The organism is Pseudoalteromonas sp. APC 3495, from assembly GCF_030407645.1.
GTDB classification, from domain to species: Bacteria; Pseudomonadota; Gammaproteobacteria; order Enterobacterales; family Alteromonadaceae; genus Pseudoalteromonas; species Pseudoalteromonas tetraodonis.
This window is the reverse complement of record NZ_JASDDA010000025.1, coordinates 39,592-60,383: the sequence shown is the minus strand read 5'-3', so window position 1 is coordinate 60,383 and position 20,792 is coordinate 39,592. Positions and strand designations below refer to the sequence as shown.

Annotated in this window: 15 protein-coding genes; 9 read left to right on the top strand and 6 right to left on the bottom strand. The window is 40.8% G+C overall.

The genetic code is table 11. The annotated features are described in order from the left end of the window. The first annotated feature begins 40 nt into the window (after positions 1 to 40). Positions 41 to 1,918, top strand: a complete 1,878-nt coding sequence (locus QL984_RS11435; RefSeq protein ID WP_290172791.1) for a methyl-accepting chemotaxis protein — start codon at positions 41 to 43, stop codon at positions 1,916 to 1,918. 86 nt (positions 1,919 to 2,004) lie between these two features. Here QL984_RS11435 and QL984_RS11430 read toward each other — a convergent pair whose 3' ends face one another. Together QL984_RS11430 and QL984_RS11425 are read right to left on the bottom strand one after the other, a co-directional pair. Then, positions 2,005 to 2,334 carry a 5-carboxymethyl-2-hydroxymuconate Delta-isomerase gene (locus QL984_RS11430; RefSeq protein ID WP_013465979.1) on the bottom strand — a complete coding sequence of 110 codons (330 nt, stop codon included), beginning with the start codon at positions 2,332 to 2,334 and terminating at the stop codon, positions 2,005 to 2,007. A 162-nt stretch (positions 2,335 to 2,496) separates the two neighbouring features. Beyond that, the gene (locus tag QL984_RS11425) at positions 2,497 to 4,617 is read right to left on the bottom strand and encodes a winged helix-turn-helix domain-containing protein (RefSeq protein ID WP_290172790.1); all 2,121 of its coding nucleotides are present in this window, start codon (positions 4,615 to 4,617) and stop codon (positions 2,497 to 2,499) included. A gap of 300 nt (positions 4,618 to 4,917) precedes the next feature. On the opposite strand from QL984_RS11425, the gene QL984_RS11420 reads away from it, so the two are divergent. From QL984_RS11420 to QL984_RS11390, 7 genes are all read left to right on the top strand, one after another. Continuing rightward, positions 4,918 to 7,938: a TonB-dependent receptor gene (locus QL984_RS11420; RefSeq protein WP_290172789.1), complete on the top strand. Its 3,021-nt coding sequence runs from the start codon at positions 4,918 to 4,920 to the stop codon at positions 7,936 to 7,938. Between the two features lie 185 nt (positions 7,939 to 8,123). Further along, on the top strand, positions 8,124 to 8,594 hold the full coding sequence (locus QL984_RS11415; protein ID WP_013465976.1) for a CreA family protein: 471 nt from the start codon (positions 8,124 to 8,126) through the stop codon (positions 8,592 to 8,594). A gap of 3 nt (positions 8,595 to 8,597) precedes the next feature. After that, entirely contained in the window at positions 8,598 to 9,380 is a 783-nt protein-coding gene (locus QL984_RS11410) for a hypothetical protein (RefSeq protein ID WP_290172787.1), read from the top strand. Positions 9,381 to 9,382: 2 nt separating this feature from the next. Continuing rightward, complete coding sequence (locus tag QL984_RS11405; protein WP_290172786.1) at positions 9,383 to 10,009, top strand: LysE family transporter; 627 nt, start codon at positions 9,383 to 9,385, stop codon at positions 10,007 to 10,009. Positions 10,010 to 10,070: 61 nt separating this feature from the next. Then, complete coding sequence (locus QL984_RS11400) at positions 10,071 to 10,565, top strand: gamma-glutamylcyclotransferase family protein (protein WP_013465973.1); 495 nt, start codon at positions 10,071 to 10,073, stop codon at positions 10,563 to 10,565. A 27-nt stretch (positions 10,566 to 10,592) separates the two neighbouring features. Further along, a complete protein-coding gene (locus QL984_RS11395; RefSeq protein WP_290172785.1) occupies positions 10,593 to 12,134 on the top strand; it encodes a serine hydrolase in 1,542 nt (513 codons plus the stop codon). Positions 12,135 to 12,237: 103 nt separating this feature from the next. Further along, positions 12,238 to 13,161, top strand: coding sequence for a histone deacetylase family protein (locus tag QL984_RS11390; RefSeq protein WP_024601706.1), 924 nt, complete (start codon positions 12,238 to 12,240; stop codon positions 13,159 to 13,161). On the opposite strand, the gene QL984_RS11385 is transcribed toward QL984_RS11390, so the two are convergent. Further along, the gene (locus QL984_RS11385; protein ID WP_024601707.1) at positions 13,141 to 13,440 is read right to left on the bottom strand and encodes a DUF4144 family protein; all 300 of its coding nucleotides are present in this window, start codon (positions 13,438 to 13,440) and stop codon (positions 13,141 to 13,143) included. The two genes, QL984_RS11390 and QL984_RS11385, sit on opposite strands and share 21 nt — an antisense overlap. Before the next feature lie 77 nt (positions 13,441 to 13,517). Between QL984_RS11385 and QL984_RS11380 the strand changes: the two genes are divergently transcribed. After that, positions 13,518 to 16,046: an EAL domain-containing protein gene (locus QL984_RS11380; protein ID WP_167380513.1), complete on the top strand. Its 2,529-nt coding sequence runs from the start codon at positions 13,518 to 13,520 to the stop codon at positions 16,044 to 16,046. Here the strand turns inward: QL984_RS11380 and QL984_RS11375 are convergent. The 3 genes from QL984_RS11375 to purD all read right to left on the bottom strand — a co-directional run bounded on the left by QL984_RS11375 (position 16,019) and on the right by purD (position 20,778). Then, positions 16,019 to 16,834: a DUF2797 domain-containing protein gene (locus QL984_RS11375; protein ID WP_033103716.1), complete on the bottom strand. Its 816-nt coding sequence runs from the start codon at positions 16,832 to 16,834 to the stop codon at positions 16,019 to 16,021. The two genes, QL984_RS11380 and QL984_RS11375, sit on opposite strands and share 28 nt — an antisense overlap. A gap of 21 nt (positions 16,835 to 16,855) precedes the next feature. Further along, a complete protein-coding gene (locus QL984_RS11370; protein ID WP_058155292.1) occupies positions 16,856 to 19,396 on the bottom strand; it encodes an EAL domain-containing protein in 2,541 nt (846 codons plus the stop codon). Positions 19,397 to 19,491: 95 nt separating this feature from the next. Next, positions 19,492 to 20,778: a phosphoribosylamine--glycine ligase gene (gene purD / locus QL984_RS11365; RefSeq protein WP_058155291.1), complete on the bottom strand. Its 1,287-nt coding sequence runs from the start codon at positions 20,776 to 20,778 to the stop codon at positions 19,492 to 19,494. Between the last annotated feature and the right edge of the window lie 14 nt (positions 20,779 to 20,792).

Genomic DNA, 20,792 nt, shown 5'->3' with positions numbered 1-20,792 from the left:
CAGTATATAAAATACCGCTTTGTTACCCCTTAGGTGCTCTATGTTATTAAAACGAAAAGTATACCTTAGCCTTATTTTGGCTGTTGTTGCTCCTTTAGCAATATCTACTCTAATATTTTCAAATAGTATTCGCTCAAATACAGAAGAAAAACTAGCCAAAGTAGATTTACCAACAGCGCTTAGTGAAGTGAAAAGCCAAATCGAATTAGAGTTATCGACTCCTATTATTGTTGGCAAAGAAATAGCGCAAAACTTATTTGTGCAACAATGGATGAATAATAACGAAGATGCGCAAAGCCGAGGTAAATTCATTGATTACCTCAAACATATAAAAAATAAAAACCAAGCCAGTAACGCATACATTATTTCTAAAAACTCCCGCAATTATTACACCGATGAAGGTATTTCTAGGCAAATAGACAGTAGTGATACTTGGTTTGATGCTTTTTTAGCATCGGATAGACCATTTGAAGTAGCGCTCGACATAGATAAAGGCAGCTCTGAGGTGATGGTATTTATTAATTATGCCATTGAGCTTGATGGGCAAAGACAAGGAATTGCCGGAATAGGCCGTTCGCTCGATTCTATGGTGGATCTCATAAGTGAATATAGGATAGGTGAGGGCGGCATTGTTTATTTGGTCTCTGGTAGTGGTGAGATTATGCTGCATGGTAATAAAACTAAAATAGGGCAATCTGTTGACTTGGCGCCGATTAAAAATGGGGCAATTCAAAGTAAAGTAATTGATGGTGATGACTATGTTGTCTCTAGTACGCCAGTAAATTCATTAGGTTGGCATCTAGTCGCTGAAATTCCCCAAGAGCAATTATATGGCGCAATTAATACTGCTATTAATACTAATATCATTTTTGGTGTAATTATTGCGCTTGTTGGTTTAGCGTCAGCACGCGTGTTGGTAGGGCAAATATTTAGGCCAATCGAAAACATTACTGCAGCAGTGAATGCGTTAACAGAAAAAGATGGTGATTTAACAGCGCGACTCCCTACTGATGATAATAATGAAATTTCAGACTTAGCGGTTAAGTTTAATCTGTTTTTAGAGCAGTTACATTATATGTTCAAACAGGTTTCTGAGTCGGCAATTCATGTTAAAGGTATTTCCCAAGATGTGCTTGAGCAAGTGCAAGGTGCGGCAAATTTAGCTGAAGTGCAATCATCGAGTACGCAAACGGTGGCGGCAGCCGTTAATGAGATGGAGGTTACGGTTCAGGATATTTCTGGTAGTGCCAGTAATGCGGCAGATATTGCTACTAAAACCGAAGAAACGACGCACAAAGGGGTTGAGTTTGTGCAAAGCACGATTAAACAAATGGAACAACTAGAAGCGTCAATGGCCAATTCTGTGGCCTCGGTGTTAGAGCTTTCGACAGAGATTAAATCAATTTCTCATGTATTAGATGTAATTAAAGGGATTTCCGAGCAAACTAACTTATTGGCGTTAAATGCGGCTATTGAGGCTGCTAGAGCGGGTGAGCAGGGCCGTGGCTTTGCGGTAGTTGCTGACGAAGTAAGAACGCTTGCGCAACGTACCGCGGAGTCTACGGAGCAAATTAATGAGATGATTGATTCGTTAAATGCTAAAGCGTCAAGCACGGTAACAGCGATTGAATTGGGCAGCAAAAACACGCTAGAAAATGCCGAGCGCTTAAAAGAAACCGGCCATACATTAAATGGTATTTCACAGGAAATTGTACTACTAAGCGAGTTAAACAACTCAGTGGCTACTGCAACGCGAGAGCAAACATTAGCAACCTCAGAAATTAGCCAAAATATTGTGATGATTTCCGATTCGGCAGAGCAAACCAAAGAAAATATGAAAAAGTCAGAGCAGCTTTGTAACGGTTTAAATAAAGAATCGAATATTTTAAGGGATTTACTGGGTAAGTTTACGCTTTAAACACGATTTAATTAAAAAATCAGTTGAGCGAGGAAACCATCATAGTTATAGAGCTCTCGCCTATAACTATGATGTTTTAATGGCGGTTAGTTTTTACGGTAAATCTCGTGATCCATTTCGTAAATATTTACGCTTAAACTGTCAGAGGCTCTGCAATACGTTTGCAAGCAGGCTAGTAATTGCTCACTTAGTAGTTGCTTTTGCTCAATGGAACGCCCAGCCATAATATGCACCGCAATATGAATAAACCCTTCTTTACCCACACCTAACTGATAATGCTGATAAGCAATAGCGCGAGTCTTTATTGTTTCTAAATCAAATAAGCCACTTTCAAACGTTGTTGTATGGATTTTTTCCACAAGAACTTGAGGTAGTAAAGGCAGATCTTCTGAGTGTTCAATAATAATGTGTGGCATTTAACGTATCCTCTTTAGATTGGTTTATTTAATTATACCAAACGGGTTTGTACACGCTAACCCCATAACGCTTAATTTTTAAAAATGTGGCTTGAACATATTTTTAGCAATAAACTCATTTAAGCAATTACAAGACCTGTAGCGTGTTTAATTTTAGATTTATTATGGCAAATATTTTTGGTTGATACGTTTTATGTCAATTTGTGGTGACTTATACGAAGAGTACACAAGCCAGTTGGTATTTGTAATAAAGGTTAAGCCAGAGGTGCGACTAAATGCGCGTTCGGGAAGGCGTATTACGTCATGATGGCTGTTGGTTAAGAAGTCGTAATAACTCAAACGGTAATCACCTTGTTTTACATTAAAATAGTAAATACGCGATTGCGCTAAGGTGTCGCCTTCAAAAAAATACCACGAATTATGATTTGATAAATTAATTTCGCTAACAAGTGGTTGCTCAGTTTGGTTATCTGGGTCTTTTATCCATAACTGATTGGTTGCTTGGTTTGCAAAAATTAAAGCGCCTTGCTTGTTTTCATAAGCGTATAGTGTTGGTGAATCTATGGCCTGTGCGAGTTTATTGCCCTTTAAGTCGAAGCGATAAACGTGTTTATCATTCGCTACCAATAGGCTTTTACTATCTGCAGCCCAACTCGGTTTTCCATGGTAACTAAAGCCTGTGGGTAATGACTGACTTGATTGGGTGTTAAAGTCATAAAGGTATAGCGCATGCTCACCAAGATGAGAAGCAACAAAGGCAATGTAATTACCATCAGGTGACCACACCGGGTTGTAAATATTTGCACTGAGATTAGTAAGCTGTTTTCGTGAGGTGCCGTCTTGATTTGCAGTCCATAATTCCATTGAGCCCGATTCGTTAGATACAAAAACTAACTTTTTTCTGGCTTTACTGTAATCAGGAAAGCGCGTATTAAAGTCGCTTGATAATACCGGAAAAGGGGAACTTGCAACCGCATTACTGGTTTCTACACGCATTAATGCAGAGTCGATATTCCATTGATGAAAATACAAACTGCCATCATGTGCATATTCTGGGTAACTTAACCCATCGATGTGCGCATTGATCATTTGTTGTGTTTTAAGGTTATAAAAATAACCTTGGCGCTTGCCTTTTTTAACACCCGAAAAGACGAGTTGTGGCTTATTAGGGTGCCAATCAACGCCTCTCATATCAACAAAACCTGAAGTTAATTGCTTGGCATGAGCTGTTTTTATGTCGATTAAAAATAATTCTTCAAAACCCGTTGGTAAATTACGCGATACCACCAGCTGTGTCGCATCTGGTGAAAACACGACCGACTCATCGGTATATTGGCATGCCGACGTACAAGGGACTTGAGTAACTGTGTATGGCGATGAGGTTAAATCGACAATGTTAAGCTGGGTAAGATTATTATTTTTTTCATCTTCACTAATATAAACCAGCTTAGTGCCTGTGGCATTAATGTCTATATCGGTACTTGTTTTACTACCGCACAGCCCTAAAACAGTGGTATTGCCCGAGGCAATATTTTGCTGAATGACTTCACAACCTTGAGCAGCTATACGGCGGTAATAATAAATAAACGTTAAATCAGGACTAAATACCGCTCTGCCCTCAATGAATGGGGTGTCGGTAAGTGCTATTGCAGCTTGCTCTGGTAAATGAAGATCACGTAAGTATAAATTAGCTTTGTGTCCTGGGCGACGCCACGAATACGCTAAAAAATGACTGTCATTAGAAATAGCCGGAAACAACTCTCTTCCTGGGCTGGTGGTAATTGTTTCAATGTAATCGTACAAACGTGCTGCATGTTGCGATTGAGCAAGTGGCTGCTTTGCGTTTTCAAAAAGGGCGCTATAACCCCAATAGCTACCTAATAATATAACAATAGCAAGTACGCTAGCGTAAATATACCCAGAGCGAAGCGGCGTATTGTTAATGCTATTAACAGGCTCTGGCGTTGTTGGTTTTTGTACTAAGCGGTAACCCGTTTTACGCAGTGTTTCTATATAGGTATTGTCGGGGTCGAGTTCTTTAAAGCTTTTACGAAGATGCCATATGGCATTTGTCAGTGCTTTTTCGCCCACATATTGATTACCACCCCACACATTCTCTATTAGTTGCTCACGCGTCACTGCGTTTGGATAACACTCTACCAAGTAAACAAGTAGTTCTATAAATTTAGGTTGTAATACACAGGTTTTATCGGCACAAAACAGCTTATTTTCAAACACCGATATTTGGCATTTTCCAATTGAAAATGTCTGTTGAGTATTCATAGTTTGTGTATTTAAACCTCTTGATTAATTACGTTACTAGGCAGTGTTTAATGCAAAATAAAGCGATAGTTGGTTAACATTCGATTTTACATCATTCTAACACGAAAACCTTAAGTGTATGATTATAAATAGATATAAAATAGGGATATAAACGAGACACCTCTCATTGTGCTTTTATTCACGATTACTTACAACATGTTATTAGTAAAATAAACCAATTGGTACAAAACAAATTTAATAACTAAAAAGTTAATCAAAAACGATTTGTACTAATGGAATAATAAATAATAAGGGAAGTTTGTGAGTAATATATCAACAAAAAAATGCGCTTTAGCATTGGCTATAACAGCCAGTTTATCTGGGCATGCAATAGCAAATGACGAGGCTATTGCTCGTCAATCAACGGCTAAAGCAAGCGAAGAAGTGGTACAAGAAGCACCAGAAAAAATAACCGTAACGGGTTCGCGTTTAAAGCGTGATAGTTTTTCGGTAACAACCCCGCTGGTAACCATGGATAGAGCGTCAATTCAGGATACAGGTTTAGGCAATCTTTCAGATGTATTAATCGATAACATGCCTGCACTGAGCGAAAGTATTGGTAACACAACCAGCCAATCAAGTATTTCGGGTACGGGTTTATCAACGGTGCAGCTTCGCGACTTAGGCGCTAATAGAACGCTTACATTGATTGATGGTCGTCGTGTAGTATCAAATAGTTACGGTGGTAATTATGTGAGTTTAAATACCATTCCTAGTGGCATGGTAGAGCGCGTTGAAATTATTAGTGGTGGTGCGTCGGCCACTTATGGAGCTGATGCGGTAGCCGGTGTAGTGAATATTATTACCCAGTCAAAAAAAGAAGGCTTTGAATTTCAAGCCCGTGGCGGTGAAACAACAGATGGTGGCGGTCGTGAGTTTACGCTTGATTTAAACTACGGAACGTCATTTGCTGATGATCGCGGTTATGTATTTGTCAGCTCAAACTGGGATCGTGATTTTGGCATGACCTTTTACGACCGTGACCGCGCCAAAATAGAAGCCGCGCATAGTTACGATGATGAGTTGATGTGTAATCAAATTTACACTGCCGATGGTTATCAGTGTATGAGTGGTATTACACAAGCTGATTGGGCAAGCAAAAGCGATGGTACCTTAGGCGGTGTATTTTTAGAAAGCAACCGAAACGATACCCAGTTTTGGTACGACGGGCAAACGCTGCGTGATGACTGGAAAGGCAATGAAGAAATTTATGGTATAAATTCGTCACAATACGTCATGCTTGATGTACCTAGTGATAACTTTTCGACCGCAATAAAAGTAGATTATGATGTAACAGACGACATTATGAGCTACTTCCAAATTCAATACAGCAAAAGTGGCTCGTTCAACGATAAGTCACCTGAAGATGAATACGAAGGGGCTTACGTACCTCGCTACGACCCAGTGACTGGCGATCCTATCGATGATATTGCCCCTGGTTACATTCCTATTGATAACCCATACGTGCCACAAGAAATTATTGACAGCAACCCATACAAAGACCGCATTTACTGGGATCGCCGCTTTGGTGAAGTAGGTAATATCAGCACCGATAACGACCGTACGACCATTCGTACTTGGGCAGGCCTGCAAGGCATGATGTTTGATGATACATGGGATTGGGATATCTCTGCTGGATACGGGCAATTCAAGCAACATCAAATCCGTAGTAACGAGTTAAATACGGTACGTGTCAATCAAGCACTGCAAGCTGAAAAGCTAGCCGATGGCACTATTCAATGTAAAGACGCCGAAGCGCGAGCGCAAGGATGTGTCCCGCTTAATCTATTTGGTGAAGGGTCTATTACCCCTGAAATGGCTGACTGGATCCGTACAAACCCGATTATTGATACTGAGATTCAGCAATATACGGTAATGGGTTATATCACTGGTGACCTATACGAATTACCAGCAGGTAATGTGTCTGCAGTATTTGGTGCAGAGTATCGTAAAGATTCACAAAGCCTAGATACCAGTGATGATATGAAAGCGGGCGGTATTACGTTTAACGTTGTGCCTTCTTTTTACGGTGAAGTAGAAGTGTATGAGGCATTTGCTGAACTTGCGGTGCCACTACTTAAAGATGCGCCATTTGCTAAAAGTTTGTCGGCAGAAACGTCGCTGCGTTTAGCAAATTACAGCATTGATAATATCAGCACTGTTGCCAGTTATAAGCTAGGCCTTTTATGGCAACCAATTGATGGATACATGCTACGTGCCAACTATGCACGAGCACAGCGTGCGCCGACTATCACGGAATTATTATCACCCCCTCGCGGCGATTTTGATTCATTTGATGATATTTGTGATGGTCTAACAGCAACATCAACAAACCCAGGACACGATAACTGTCGTTTAGAGCCAACCTTGGCACAAAAGCTAGCTGATGATCCTAACTTTGAATTTGAAAGTGAAGACAATAACTACTCGCCAAATACAGGTAATCCAAACTTAAAAGAAGAAACAGCCGATACCTATACCTTTGGTATTACTGTATCTCCTGAGTTTTTAGATGGCTTTAACTTAGCGGTGGATTACTACGATATTGCCATTGTTGATGCAATTGATGAAATAAGTAACGAAAACATCATGCGCGAATGTTATGACTCAGAGGCTGCGTGGGGCAGTGATAACGAATACTGTAACGATATTACCCGTAACGACGAAGGTAACATTGTAAAAATTCTACAGCGTGAATATAACTTGGATGAGTTAACTGCGCGCGGTTACGATGTCGTTGCAACTTACAAATATGACATAGGCAGCTATGGCAACTTGTCATTTAAGCTTGATTACAATCATATTATTGAAAACTCGCAAACCTATGAAGGGTTAGATGGTAACAGTGTTACTTCACAGTATGCAGGTTATGGGCGCTCAAAAGATAAAGCCGCTATGTCGATTGTATGGAAAATGGATGATTTACGTATCCGCTGGCGTACAAATTACGTAGGCGCGTTTAAAGCAAGCCAAGAAGATGAGAAAGACTACCTTGAGTATGTTGCTGCAAACGATGAGCGCTGTGCTGCGGGCGATGCCGGTTGTATTGCAAACCCAGAGCCACTTGCGTATCAAGATTATGGCTCATTTTTAAAGCATAGTTTATCAGCGTCTTACACTCTGGCACTGACTGATAAAAGTGACTTACGTGTATTTGGCGGTATTAACAATGTATTTGACGACAAAGGGGCATTTTACCCAAGTGGTCGTGGTAACTTTTATAGTGGCTACGGCGGCGGTGCCGGTCGTTATGTTTATCTAGGTGCACAATATAGCTTTTAATAACCTTTAGCTGTATTTGTTTGCAAAGGCACTCCCTCGGGCGTGCCTTTTTTATTGTGTATCTTGCTGCGAAATACCCTTTAAACCATTACAGTATTGAGTTGGTGGATAAAATTTGTTTTATCGCGGTGAAAGCGTTTAGTATAAGGCGTAACTTAATTTTTAATATGAACGAAGGACTTGCTATGAAGTATCTCAAAATGGGTGGTTTAATTGTATGCTTAGCAGGGCTTGCAGGGTGTTCTGATGATGTTGCCTCAGTGAGTCTTGGGCTATTTACCACTAAAGATGTGGTGGTTAATTCACAGCAAGACCCGCTAGTGACCGGTGTAACCTGTCATATTAGCCATATTGAGGCGAATTTAGATTTTTCAGACCCATCAGATATGTCGATTGCCTGTCGTCAAACCGGGCCAATAACGCCAGACCAATTACAGTCTATCGACCGCAGTAAATCCGGTGAAGTCGTGTTTAAATCATCTAAGAGTATTTTGTTTAAGTCATTAAAAGTGCGCCGTATTTATGATGCTAAAACCCATACATTATTATATTTATCATACTCAACGAAAGAGTCTACGGGCAGTCATCATCATGCGCTCTCTACGGTGCCTTTATACAATACACAAGCATGGCAATGGGCGAAGGGGCAAGAGTAGTTTATGTTAACTCTATTTAAATCAAAGCCCTTATTGGCAGAACAAGAACAACAATGGCTGGTTGATACCTTTATATGGGCAGCAGAAAACTTTGATTTGGATTTTTTTACCAAACACAGCCAAGTTATTTTGCCAACGGTTGAGTTTTTTCCTGACTCGGTTTCAAGTATTGAGGAAATGGCCAGCAAAGTGTTTGCGCGTGTTAAGCAATACGCTGGTATGAATGAATGGCCAGTAACCTTGGTTGCACCGCAACAATTACAACCACAGGTGTTTCCACACTTTGAATTTAGTCAGCATTTACGTGGCGAAGAGTGTCATTTAATAGTACCAGCGAGTCATACTATTAATGTGTCGTTTAACCCTAATCAAATTAATCAACCGCAAGATTTAGTGGCGAGTTTTGCCGGTACGCTTGCCACCATATTAATTCATCACGTAGGGGTATTACCCCCAGGTGGTAAAGAGTATTTACCGCAAGCCACTGATGCTTTAGCGTGTTTTTTAGGCTTTGGGGTAATGATGAGCAATACCGTGTACCAGTTTAAAGGTGGCTGTGGCTCATGTTATAACCCGTATGCAAATCGCGAAGCGACGCTCAGTGAAACGCATACCGTATTTATGCATGCGTTAGTGAGCTACTTTAAGCAAGATAAACACTCCAAAAAACATTTAAAACCGCATTTACGAGGTCAATTTAAAAAAGCGCAAAAAGAAATAAAAGCCTTGGTTAATCAATCGGCTAATCCATTATTATTGGCTTTTTCGCCAGAGCAAGCCAGTTAAGTATGAACTATATCGATGAATTTTTATTAATTGCGGTGGCTCATTTTTTTGCGGTAGCAAGCCCTGGGCCCGACTTTGCGGTAGTCCTTAAACAAAGTGTACAACACGGCAGGCGCAATGCCTTATGGACAAGTGCCGGTGTTGGCGCGGCTATTTTATTACACATAGCCTATTGTGTATTGGGCGTTGCGCTGGTGTTAACTCAATCACCTGCGTTGTTTATGGCGCTTAAATATATAGCGGGCGCGTATTTAGCGTATTTAGGCGTGCAGGCACTGCGCGCTGCTAAACCTACAAATACCTCATCAGAACCGGCTGCAAAACCCAGCCTTGCAGCTGAGTCACCATGGCGCGCGTTTCGACGTGGCTTTTTTACCAATGCACTTAACCCTAAGGCTACGTTATTTTTTATGTCGTTGTTTACCTTAGTGATTAGCCCAGCTACGCCGGTAATAATACAAATGGGATACGGCGTTTATATGGCGCTTGCTACCTGGGCTTGGTTTTCTATTTTATCGCTATTGTTATCAAAAGCGCGTGTACGTGATTTTTTTCAGCAAAGTGGTTATTGGTTCGACCGCGGCATTGGCATTATTTTAATCGCACTGGCTGTGCGAGTTGTTATTTAACTAGGGTCTGTTGACCTTTGTAGATTTAACCTTGAAAGGTCAATAGACCCTAAGGAATAGTATGGCGTTATATAATTTTTCGTTTGGCTCTAATATGTCATCTAATCGTTTATTGGCACGTTTACCTAATGCAAAACGTGTGGGTACGGCACTTTTAAAGGGCTATAAGTTAACCTTTAATATGGCCTTTTCAGATGGTTCAGGTAAATGCACTATTGTGCCCACCAATGAACCCGATGCTGTGGTATATGGGGTGGTGTATCAGCTTAATGAAGCCGAAAAAGAGATCTTAGATAAAATTGAAGGCCCTAATTACGACTGTGTTGATTTAACCGTGAGCCTTCTAGATGACGATGACATTAATGTACACTGCTACATAGCAAACACACATGACGACACACTGCTACCTTATGATTGGTACGTGCAGCATGTATACCGCGGCGCACTTGAGGCGGGCGTACCCGAACACTACAGTCAACGCATTTTAGCTTACCCGAGTAAGCAAGATACTAATAAAGCGCGCGCCGAAATAGAATTTGCGGTTCATCAAGACTAAACAAAAATAATAACCTAAGGTAACACTATGAAACTAAAAAAATTAGCCACAGCCGCATTATTGGCTGGCTGGGCGTTTACGAGCTCTGCAGCGGTTGATACCGATAAAATTTCAGAGGTGATCAACGCCTCAATGACACGTTTTGATGTACCCGGAATGGCCGTTGCCATTGTTGAAAATGACAAAGTTGTATTCGCTAAAGGCTTTGGTGTTGCCAACCTTGATACGAATAGCAAGGTGAATAAAGACACTTTATTTGGCATTGCTTCAAATACCAAGGCATTTACCAGTGCAGCATTGGCTAAGCTGGTGGATGAAGGCAAGTTAAGCTGGGATGACCGCGTAATTGACCATCTTCCTGAGTTTAGATTGTACGACCCTTACGTTACTAGTGAAATGCGCATACGCGATTTACTTAGTCATCGTAGCGGTTTAGGGCTTGGTCAAGGCGATTTAATGATTTGGCCAAGTACAGATAAATCGGTAGCCGATATTTTATCTGGGCTGAAATATTTAAAACCTGCGAGCAGTTTTCGTAGCCAATATGCTTACAACAACCTAATGTTTGTTACCGCTGGTGAAGTTGTTGCGCGTGTATCGGGGATGAGCTGGAACGACTACATTGAAAAAAATATTTTACAGCCGCTAAATATGACTAACTCGCGCGCTGGCTTTTCGCGTATCGCAAAAAATAACAAAAACTGGGCGATTGGACACATCCCAATGGATGGCAAATTGCATCCTTTTTTTGTTAATTACCTTGAAGACTTTCGAGGGGCAGGCGCCGTTGCATCAAGCGTAAATGATATGAGCCAATGGCTCCGTACTCAACTTGCGGGTGGCAAAATGCCTAATGGCGAGCAGCTATTTAGTGAAAAGCAGCAAGCACAAATGTGGCATCCACATATTACGTCACTGGCATCTAAAAGTGCCTATGAAGCGTATCATCAACAATTTAGAGGTTACGGATTAGGTTGGAGTATAGAAGATTACCACGGCGTTAAAAAGCTGGCACATGGTGGCGGCATTTTAGGTATGGTATCGCAGGTGACTTTACTACCAGAAAAAAACGTGGGGATTGTGATATTAAGCAACCAACAAGCATTTTCTGCATTATCGGCAGTGACTCATGAAGTACTTGAAGATGTACTCGAGCTTGAAGATAAAGATTGGGTTGAAGAGTTAGCTAAAAAGCATTTTGCAGGTAAAGAAAAAGCCTATGCTAATGCCGTACCAAAAGCGCCAACAGATATTCAACCGCAATTGCCTAATATAAACTACACCGGTACATTACATGATGATTGGTATGGCGATGTAATAGTTGAAGAACTAGATGGTAAATTACGCATTGATTTTACCCATACAAAACGCCTTAAAGGTGAGCTAAAGCATTACACAGGTAATACTTTTATTGTGAAGTGGGATGAAAAGTTATTAGAGGCAGATGCCTTTATTCGCTTTTCTATGAGCGCCGATAACCGCGTGGAATCGGCGAAAATGAATGCAGTTTCAACGCAGGTAACCGACTTTAGCTTTGATTTTAGAAACCTCGACTTAAAAGCTAAATAACCATAACTTTGGTTAAAGAGTCGTTTAGTATCAACCAAAGTCGCAAAGCCACCACAAGGTGGCTTTGTTATACTTGATGAGCAACTTATTTTTGGAGTTAGCTATGCGCACTGCGATTATTTCTCATCCTCACTGTCGTAAACATAAAATGATTGAAGATCATCCAGAATGCCCTGAGCGTTTAGATGCGATTAATGACCGTTTACTTGCTAGTGGACTGGATGTGGCTATAGAGCAAAAACAAGCCCCTAAAGCACTGCGCGAACATTATTTATTGGCGCACAGTGAGCAGCATATTAAGCATGTAGAAGACATGATCCCCACTGAGGGGCTCAGCGATCTAGATGGAGATACGTGGTTATGCCCCGACTCTTTAAAGGCCATTGAGCGTGCAGTCGGAGCAGGCTTACTCGCTGTTGATGAGATTTTAGAAGGTAAGTTAGACGCTGCGTTTTGTTCAGTACGCCCGCCAGGGCATCACGCTAATCGAGATAGCTCTTCTGGTTTTTGTGTGTTTAATAACCTTGCGATTGCAGTTAAATATGCACAAAGCAAAGGGGTAAAACGCATTGCCATTGTTGATTTTGACGTACACCATGGCAATGGTACTCAAGATATTTTTATGGATGATGAAAATGTGTTGCTGTGCTCGTTATTTCAATATCCATTTTATCCTAATACCGCCATTAAAAATAATGCCACACTGGTAAATTCACCTTTACCGATAGCTAGTGATGGTGCTGATTTAAAAGCACTTTATGAGCAACAATGGCTACCAAAATTAACAGAATTTAAGCCTGAGCTACTTTTTATAAGCGCGGGATTTGACGCACATTTAGAAGATGACATGGCCAGTCTTAAGTTTGTTGAAAGTGATTATATATGGCTTACTGAGCAGTTAGCGCAATTTAGCCAACAGCATCATTGTTTAGGTATTATTTCTTATTTAGAGGGAGGGTACTCACTGTCGGCCCTCGGGCGCAGCGCGATTGCACACGTTAAAGCGTTAGTTGATTTCGGCGAGTAACGCAAACGCTTGGCTTGGTGTGAGCTGTTCTATTTTACTTAAGCAGCATTGCCCTTCTTTTGCTAAATATTCTTTTACTAGCTCTGCTAATTGGCTTGCACTGAGCGCCGTGAGCGAATGGCCGCTTAAGCTTTGATAGCCACTAACCTTATCTAAAATAATGACTTTTTGCTGTTCACTTGCTTCCATAGTGTAAATAAAGTCGTGTAAATCATTGGCGTGCTCTATTAGCTCAATTTCATTATTATAAATAATAATTTGTGGGTAACTGATGCTCATCTATTGTCCTAAATCAAATTGTTTTTTTACTGAATAATTTATAATCATTAATTGGTTTAATTTTGGAAGTAGAAGCAATGCCTCACACTAGCCGCTATCAAAAAGTATGCGATGTTTTTACCAATAAGGTGATCGCCTGCGCTAAGGATACCCCTTTAATTGAAGCGGTGAAACTAATGCGAGCGCACAATGTTAGCGCTATTTTTGTAAAACAACAGCAACAAATAATAGGCGTATGGACTGAAACCGATTGTTTAACACTTAACTTTTCTAATCGCTCACTTAGGCAGTTAGCGATTGAAAGCGTTATGTCGAGCCCTGTACTAAGTGTGCCCAGCCAACAATTATTAACCGAGACGGCCATGGTGTTTAATAAGCAGGGTGTAAGGCATTTGTTAGTCACTGATACAAATGACGTTCCCAGCGGCGTGATCAGCATTACAGATATTGTAAACAATCAAGGGCTAGAGCATTACTTACAATTTAGACCTATTAATGATCAATATAATAAAAACATACGGATAGTACCGAGTTCATTGGCAATCAATGACGCGGTGAGCATGATGCGTGAATATGCAGAGAAAGTGATTTTGGTGTTTAATGAGGATGAAAATGCCCATGGCATTATTACCCAGCGCGATTTACTAAAGCTCATCACCGAGCAGCACAATCATCTTGTTTGTTGGGATTTAGCCAGTCGCCCCCTTTATCAGATAAGCCCCCAAGACAGCCTTTTTGATGCTTACAGGTTGATGTCTGAAAGTAACATTCGACATTTGGTGGTTAGCGAAAATAATCAAATTAACGGTGTATTATCGCTTGAAAACTTAATTAATGAAATTGAAACGGCTTATTGTTGTGAGCTTGAAAAAGTACTTCAGCAGCGTGATATTGCATTGCAGCATTCGCAGCGTAACTTATTTTTAGCCAATAAAATTATCGACTCCTCCCTAGATGGCATCATGATCACCGACTCGAATGGAGTGATTATGCAAGTAAACCCTGCATTTACTCATCTAACCGGTTACAAAGAATATGAGGTGATAGGTAAGCGACCCAATATGTTGAGTTCAGGGCGTCATGATAAAAACTTTTATATAAAAATGTGGGATTCGCTTGCCAAAACAGGGGTATGGCAGGGGGAAATTCATAATCGTAAAAAGTGTGGTGATATTTATATTGAGTGGCTCAGTATTATAGAAATAAAAGAGCCAAGTCATAGTGAGGTGATTTACGCCGCTATTTTTAGTGACATAACTGAGCGAAAAAGCGCAGAAGAAAAAGTGGTGCAGTTAGCGTATTTTGATGAGCTAACTGGCTTACCTAACCGGCGTTTATTTAACGATAGACTCTCTATGGCACTCGCCTCAGCGCACAGAGATAAACAGATGCTAGCGGTAATGTTTATTGACCTTGACCGTTTTAAAGAGGTGAATGACAGCTTAGGCCATAATGCCGGTGATACCTTATTAAAATTAGTCTCTGAGCGCATTATTAACACCCTCAATGAGGGAGATACGCTGGCGCGATTAGGGGGCGATGAGTTTATTGTATTGTGCGAAATAAACAATGTAGAAGGTGCTATCACCCTTGCTGAGAGTATTTTAAATCACTTAAATACACCGTTTAAGCTTGAAGGATTTGAGGTTGGTGTTACCGCGTCTATAGGGGCGGCTGTTTACCCTGATGATGGCTTAGACAGTGAAACATTATTAAAGCATGCTGATATTGCCATGTACCGCTCAAAAGATGTCGGTCGCAATTCGTTTCAGTTGTTTCAACCCTCAATGAATGCCCGATCTTTAGAGCGTTTAGCGATGATGAGTCGCTTTCAACATGCGCTAGAAAATAATGAGTTTGAGCTTTATTTTCAGCCTAAGCAATGTTTAAAAACAGGGTTGATTATGGGAGCTGAAGCACTACTGCGTTGGCATGACCCTGATTTAGGCACTATTTCACCAGCGCAGTTTATTCCGCTTGCTGAAGAGCTAGGTTTAGTGGTGCGTTTAGATTTATGGGTTATAAACCAAGCAGGTAAAGAGTTAACCCTTTGGCAAGCGCAGGGGATTGATGCCGGACGTTTAGCGATTAATGTCTCTGCGTGTCATTTAAGCCAAGGTAAGTTGGCTGATAATATTAAAGCGATGCTTACTCGTTACCAATTACCTGGCAGCTTACTTGAAATTGAGCTGACCGAAAGTAGCTTTATTAGCTCGTTTTCACAGGCAAAAGAGCAAATACAACAGCTCAAAGCGCTGGGCGTGCATATTGCGCTGGATGATTTTGGTACGGGGTATTCTGCACTCAGTTATTTAACCAAATTACCGTTTAACACATTAAAAATTGATGCGAGCTTTATTGCTAAGATTCCTGATGAGTATGGCAATAGCCAAATTGTGGCGGCCATTATAGCCATGGCGACAAGTTTAGGATTGGATGTGGTTGCTGAGGGCGTTGAGCATGCCTCGCAAGAGGCACACTTAGTCGAAATAGGCTGCAATGTTATTCAGGGCTATTATTATTGCCATCCATTAACGCAGCAGCAATGGATAGCATTTTATAACCAAGCTACTAACGGTTACTCTGTACCTACACTCACTTCATAAGAGGTGAACTTACGAATATTAATAACGCCGCTATCAAAAATTAAATATTGGCCTTTAATGCCTTGTAAAATACCGCTAACAACGGGGTTTTTATCAAAGTTAAATGAGCTAATTTTACTTGGGTATTCGCTTACAGGAAAATCAAGATTCACAACGTCTTGGTCAAGCTGTTCAATAGCGGTTGCGCCAAATAATTCACTCAGCTCGGTTAGTTTTTCGCTAATTTGTGGAATAAGCTCAGCAGCCGCTGCTTTTAAATCAAGAACGTCGTTTTGTCCTTTGAGCATATTGCGCCAATTGGTTTTATCAGCAATAAACTGCGCGAGCGCCACTTCCACTAAGCCCGACTGTAAACGAGTTTGTACTTTAAAAATAGGTAATGCTTGGGTTGCCCCTTGGTCAATCCAACGGGTAGGTATTTGGGTGTGGCGAGTAATGCCTACTTTTAACCCTGATGTATTAGCTAGATACACATAATGCGGGATCATGCAGTTTTCTTCACCCCACTGTGGCTCGCGGCAGGTGCCTTGATCGTAATGGCAGGTTTCAGGTTTCATGATACACATGTCGCAACTTGCAAGCTTGCGCATACATACAAAGCAATGCCCTTGAGAATAGCTTTTTTTTGTTTTTTTACCACAGTTAGAACACAAAATTGTGCCACTAAAAGTGAGAGTCAATTGTTTACCTATTAAAGCATTTAAATCAACCAGTTCATCACCTACAGGTAAATGATATTGAACGGGTTCTGTTAAGCTCGACTTTAATTTACGCAGTGTACCTTGCATCTTTACTTGGCCCCAAAGATGTTAAAAAGGGGAGCTTAACATTTTTAGGCGGTATTGGCTGTTCAAGAAGTCTAAATAATTATCATAAGAGAGTGCTTTTGCGTACAAATAGCCTTGGGTACGGTCAGCTTTCATGGTGTTGAGCAGCTGGTGAACTTCTTGAGTTTCTACGCCCTCAATCGTGATAGTAAGGCCCAAGTTATGTGCCATATCTATGGCTGTTTGCACAATGACCTGATGAGCCCGGTTATCGGTTAAATCAAACACAAACGACTTATCTACTTTAAGTTCACTAAAGTGATAGTTAACTAAGTAGCTAAGCGATGAATAACCAGTACCAAAATCGTCTAACACCACCTTAACGCCCAGTGTGGCAAGTTCACCAACTAAAGTGACTAACGCATCTTGATTTTCGACAAACGCTGATTCAGTCAGCTCAAACTTCAATAAATGAGGGGCAACCTGATACTTTATTAAAAGGTTTTCTACTTTTTCGGTTAAATTGGCAATGGCTAGGTTTTTTGCACTTAAATTAACGCTAATACTATGTTCAGTTATGCCCTCATTTGCCAGTTTTGCAATGTCTTTGCAGGCTTGCTCTATCACCCAAAGTGTTAATTCATTAATAATACCGGTGTGTTCGGCAAGTAGAATTAGTTTTTCTATGGAAATGTTTTTAAACTCAGTATTAGGCCAGCGTAGTAGAGCTTCGGCACCATTGACACTGTTATCTTTTAAACTAATTTGTGGTTGATAAAACAGAGCGAGCTGATCCGTTCTTATCGCTTGTTGAAGCTTAGCAGCAAGCGCAACGTCCATAGCTAAACTGCTGTTCGCAGATGATGAGCTTACCTTACTTAGACTATGTTTAGCGTTATGTAATGCCAAGTAGCCTCGTTTCAACCAAAATTCAAAGTCATCACGTTTACCAAAGGCACTAATCCCCACGCTGTAATTGAGTTGTAAGTCTAGCCCTTTGATTTGATAAGTTTTTGGTAACTTATTTACTACCCTTTTTAATAACTCTTCGAGCGTGTGCGGGCTTTGGTTTTTAGTCGAGATACAGGCAAAAACACCGCTACCTAAATCAGCAATTTTAGCGGGTTGATTAATGCCACTACTTAAGTTAAAAAATTCTCTCTCAAAGCTCAATTGGCATTCTAATTCGTGCGCAACATGCTTAATTAATTCATATCCTTGGGAGGGCGTAATAATGGTATTTAGCGAGTTAAAATGACGTATTTTAACCAAACATAAAGTGGTGGAACGTTGCTGGGCTTTGAGTGCCATAAAGGCATACTTTAACTTTGCGCTATTGAGCAGTTTTGTTTGCTGGGTATGCGTGGCATGATATAAAGCGCGCTCACGCTGATAACGAACCCGATCGGCAAGTGCCATGGCCATGAGGACAATTTCACACAAAATGGCCATTAAAAAAGCATGACGTATTGAAAAGCTATAAGTGATAACGCCTGTAAGCTCTAAAGGCTGAATGGCTGCACCAATAATCAATGGCACCCATGAAAATACGTAAAACTTAGCCCATCTAAAGCCACTTTTTAATTTGTTATAAATTAAAATAAAGCAGACGATATAAAGTAATCCCAAAATTACAAAAAATATGGGGGCAGCTATATTTTCGGGAATAAAAAAGCTTAATGTACCGAGCACTAGCATTAGCCAGAGTAAACCAACACTTAATTTATAACGCCAGCAACGATCTTTATGATATCGCAAAAACATGGTGCAAAAAGCGAGAGTGAAAAACGCAATAGTGTAATTAACGACAATTATTTTTTCGTGAATAAACAACTGCCATTCTAGCGGCCATAAATAAAAACCAAACCCCAGAACGGTGCCCATTAATGCTATAGCACTAATAATGTAGCCAATATAAACTAAGTACACGCGGTCTTTAATGCCAAAATAGAGTAATAGGTTATATAGTGAGGCCATTAATAAGACACCCGCGAAAATTCCCCAAATGCCTGTTTGTGAGCGAACTAAGTCAACAAATACATTATGGCGATATAAGTGAATTGGAGTTTTACTGATCCCCACAGTATCTATTTTTATAATTAGTCGTTGTGTAGATTGGCCATCGAGGTTAAAGCGAATGTGGGGCACGCTGTACTTAAATAAAGTAAGACGTGGCTCTTTATCGCCAAGCTTATAAGTGTCGAGTAGTTGGTTGTTACTATTGAGCCGATATATGGTGAGATGATCTACCATCGGGTTATCAAAGTGGGCAACCACATCTTCTTGTTGGCTGCTTTTGTTTTCTAAATCGAGGCGTAACCAATAATTTTGCTGTTCAAAGCTCCAAGGTATATCGTTAAATTCTTGCTGTGTAAATAGCGCCTGCTTGGTCATTACTTCTTCAAAACTTTGTGTTTTGCTTTTGTCTATGTAATACGCATGATCGAGGTAAACAGGGGTTATTTTATCTATGGTATAGCGTGATGGCATCACAAAGTTTGTTGCCAATGTGCTGATAATAAAAAAGATAAAAATAAGTATTACAACTGCTACCGCATGGTAGCGCAAGGTTTTAAATTCCAATATTAATCTATGTCCAGATTACTTTTTTATAGTGTAGCAGTAAAAAGCGCAGATAATCTGCGCTTTTATAAAATTTACTCGTTAGTTATCAATCGTTATGATTGTTCACGAGCAATTGCGCGATAAGCAATGTCAGTACGGTATTCCATGCCATCCCAGTTGATTTCATCAACCAGTTTATAGGCACGCTGCTGCGCTTGTGTAACTGTATTACCCAGTGCAGTAGCACACAGTACACGACCACCGGCAGTCACTACGTTATCGCCGTCTTGCTTAGTACCTGCATGGAAGACTTTTTCGCCTTCAGGGTAAGTTACTTTCAAGCCACTAATAGCATCGCCTTTCGGGTAGCTATCTGGGTAGCCTTTAGCGGCTAAAACAACACCTACTGCAGCGCGTGAATCAAACTCAATGGTGGTTTTATCAAGCTCTACACGGTTAGCAGCTTCAATCAATTCAACTAAGTCTGATTGTAAGCGTAGCATCATAGGTTGTGTTTCAGGGTCGCCAAAACGACAGTTATATTCAATAACCTTTGGTGTACCTGTCTCATCTATCATCAAGCCTGCATATAAAAAGCCAGTGTACGGATGGCCTTCGCTAGCCATACCTTCTACCGTTGGGTAGATCACTTCGTTCATAATGCGCTGATGAATTTCATCGGTTACTACAGGCGCTGGTGAGTATGCCCCCATACCACCGGTGTTAGGACCTTGATCGCCATTGTAAGCGCGTTTATGGTCTTGGCTGGTTGCAAACGGCAGTACGTTTTTACCATCAACCATGACAATAAACGACGCTTCTTCACCTTCTAAAAACTCTTCAATGACTACACGGCTACCGGCGTCACCAAAGGCATTACCCGCAAGCATATCGCGAATAGCCTCTTCAGCATCGCGTTCGTCCATAGCAACAATAACGCCTTTACCAGCCGCTAAACCATCGGCTTTAATAACAATCGGTGCGCCTTTTTCTTTTAAATAAGCAAGCGCAGGGTCGATTTGTTCAAACGTTTGGTAATCAGCGGTTGGAATAGCATGACGTGCTAAAAAGTCTTTAGTGAACGATTTAGACCCTTCAAGCTGTGCCGCTCCCGCGGTTGGGCCAAAAATAGCTAAGCCGTGTTCACGGAACTTATCAACAACCCCTAATACTAGTGGCACTTCAGGGCCAACAATGGTTAGCTCAACATTATTTTGTTGTGCAAAGCTTAGCAGTCCATCAAGGTCTTCAACGTTAATTGCTACGTTCTCAAGTTTTGGCTCAAGAGCTGTGCCCGCATTACCTGGAGCAACATAAACAGTGTTAACTTTTGTATTTTGAGCGGCCTTAAACGCAAGTGCGTGTTCGCGGCCGCCGCTGCCAATGACTAATACATTCATGGCGAATATCCTAT

Coding starts and splice junctions, on each gene's coding strand:
- QL984_RS11435 (WP_290172791.1), top strand. CDS start 41: ATGTTATTAAAACGAAAAGTATACCTTAGCCTTATTTTGGCTGTTGTT.
- QL984_RS11430 (WP_013465979.1), bottom strand. CDS start 2,334: ATGCCACACATTATTATTGAACACTCAGAAGATCTGCCTTTACTACCT.
- QL984_RS11425 (WP_290172790.1), bottom strand. CDS start 4,617: ATGAATACTCAACAGACATTTTCAATTGGAAAATGCCAAATATCGGTG.
- QL984_RS11415 (WP_013465976.1), top strand. CDS start 8,124: ATGAAGTATCTCAAAATGGGTGGTTTAATTGTATGCTTAGCAGGGCTT.
- QL984_RS11410 (WP_290172787.1), top strand. CDS start 8,598: ATGTTAACTCTATTTAAATCAAAGCCCTTATTGGCAGAACAAGAACAA.
- QL984_RS11405 (WP_290172786.1), top strand. CDS start 9,383: ATGAACTATATCGATGAATTTTTATTAATTGCGGTGGCTCATTTTTTT.
- QL984_RS11400 (WP_013465973.1), top strand. CDS start 10,071: ATGGCGTTATATAATTTTTCGTTTGGCTCTAATATGTCATCTAATCGT.
- QL984_RS11395 (WP_290172785.1), top strand. CDS start 10,593: ATGAAACTAAAAAAATTAGCCACAGCCGCATTATTGGCTGGCTGGGCG.
- QL984_RS11390 (WP_024601706.1), top strand. CDS start 12,238: ATGCGCACTGCGATTATTTCTCATCCTCACTGTCGTAAACATAAAATG.
- QL984_RS11385 (WP_024601707.1), bottom strand. CDS start 13,440: ATGAGCATCAGTTACCCACAAATTATTATTTATAATAATGAAATTGAG.
- QL984_RS11380 (WP_167380513.1), top strand. CDS start 13,518: ATGCCTCACACTAGCCGCTATCAAAAAGTATGCGATGTTTTTACCAAT.
- QL984_RS11375 (WP_033103716.1), bottom strand. CDS start 16,834: ATGCAAGGTACACTGCGTAAATTAAAGTCGAGCTTAACAGAACCCGTT.
- purD (WP_058155291.1), bottom strand. CDS start 20,778: ATGAATGTATTAGTCATTGGCAGCGGCGGCCGCGAACACGCACTTGCG.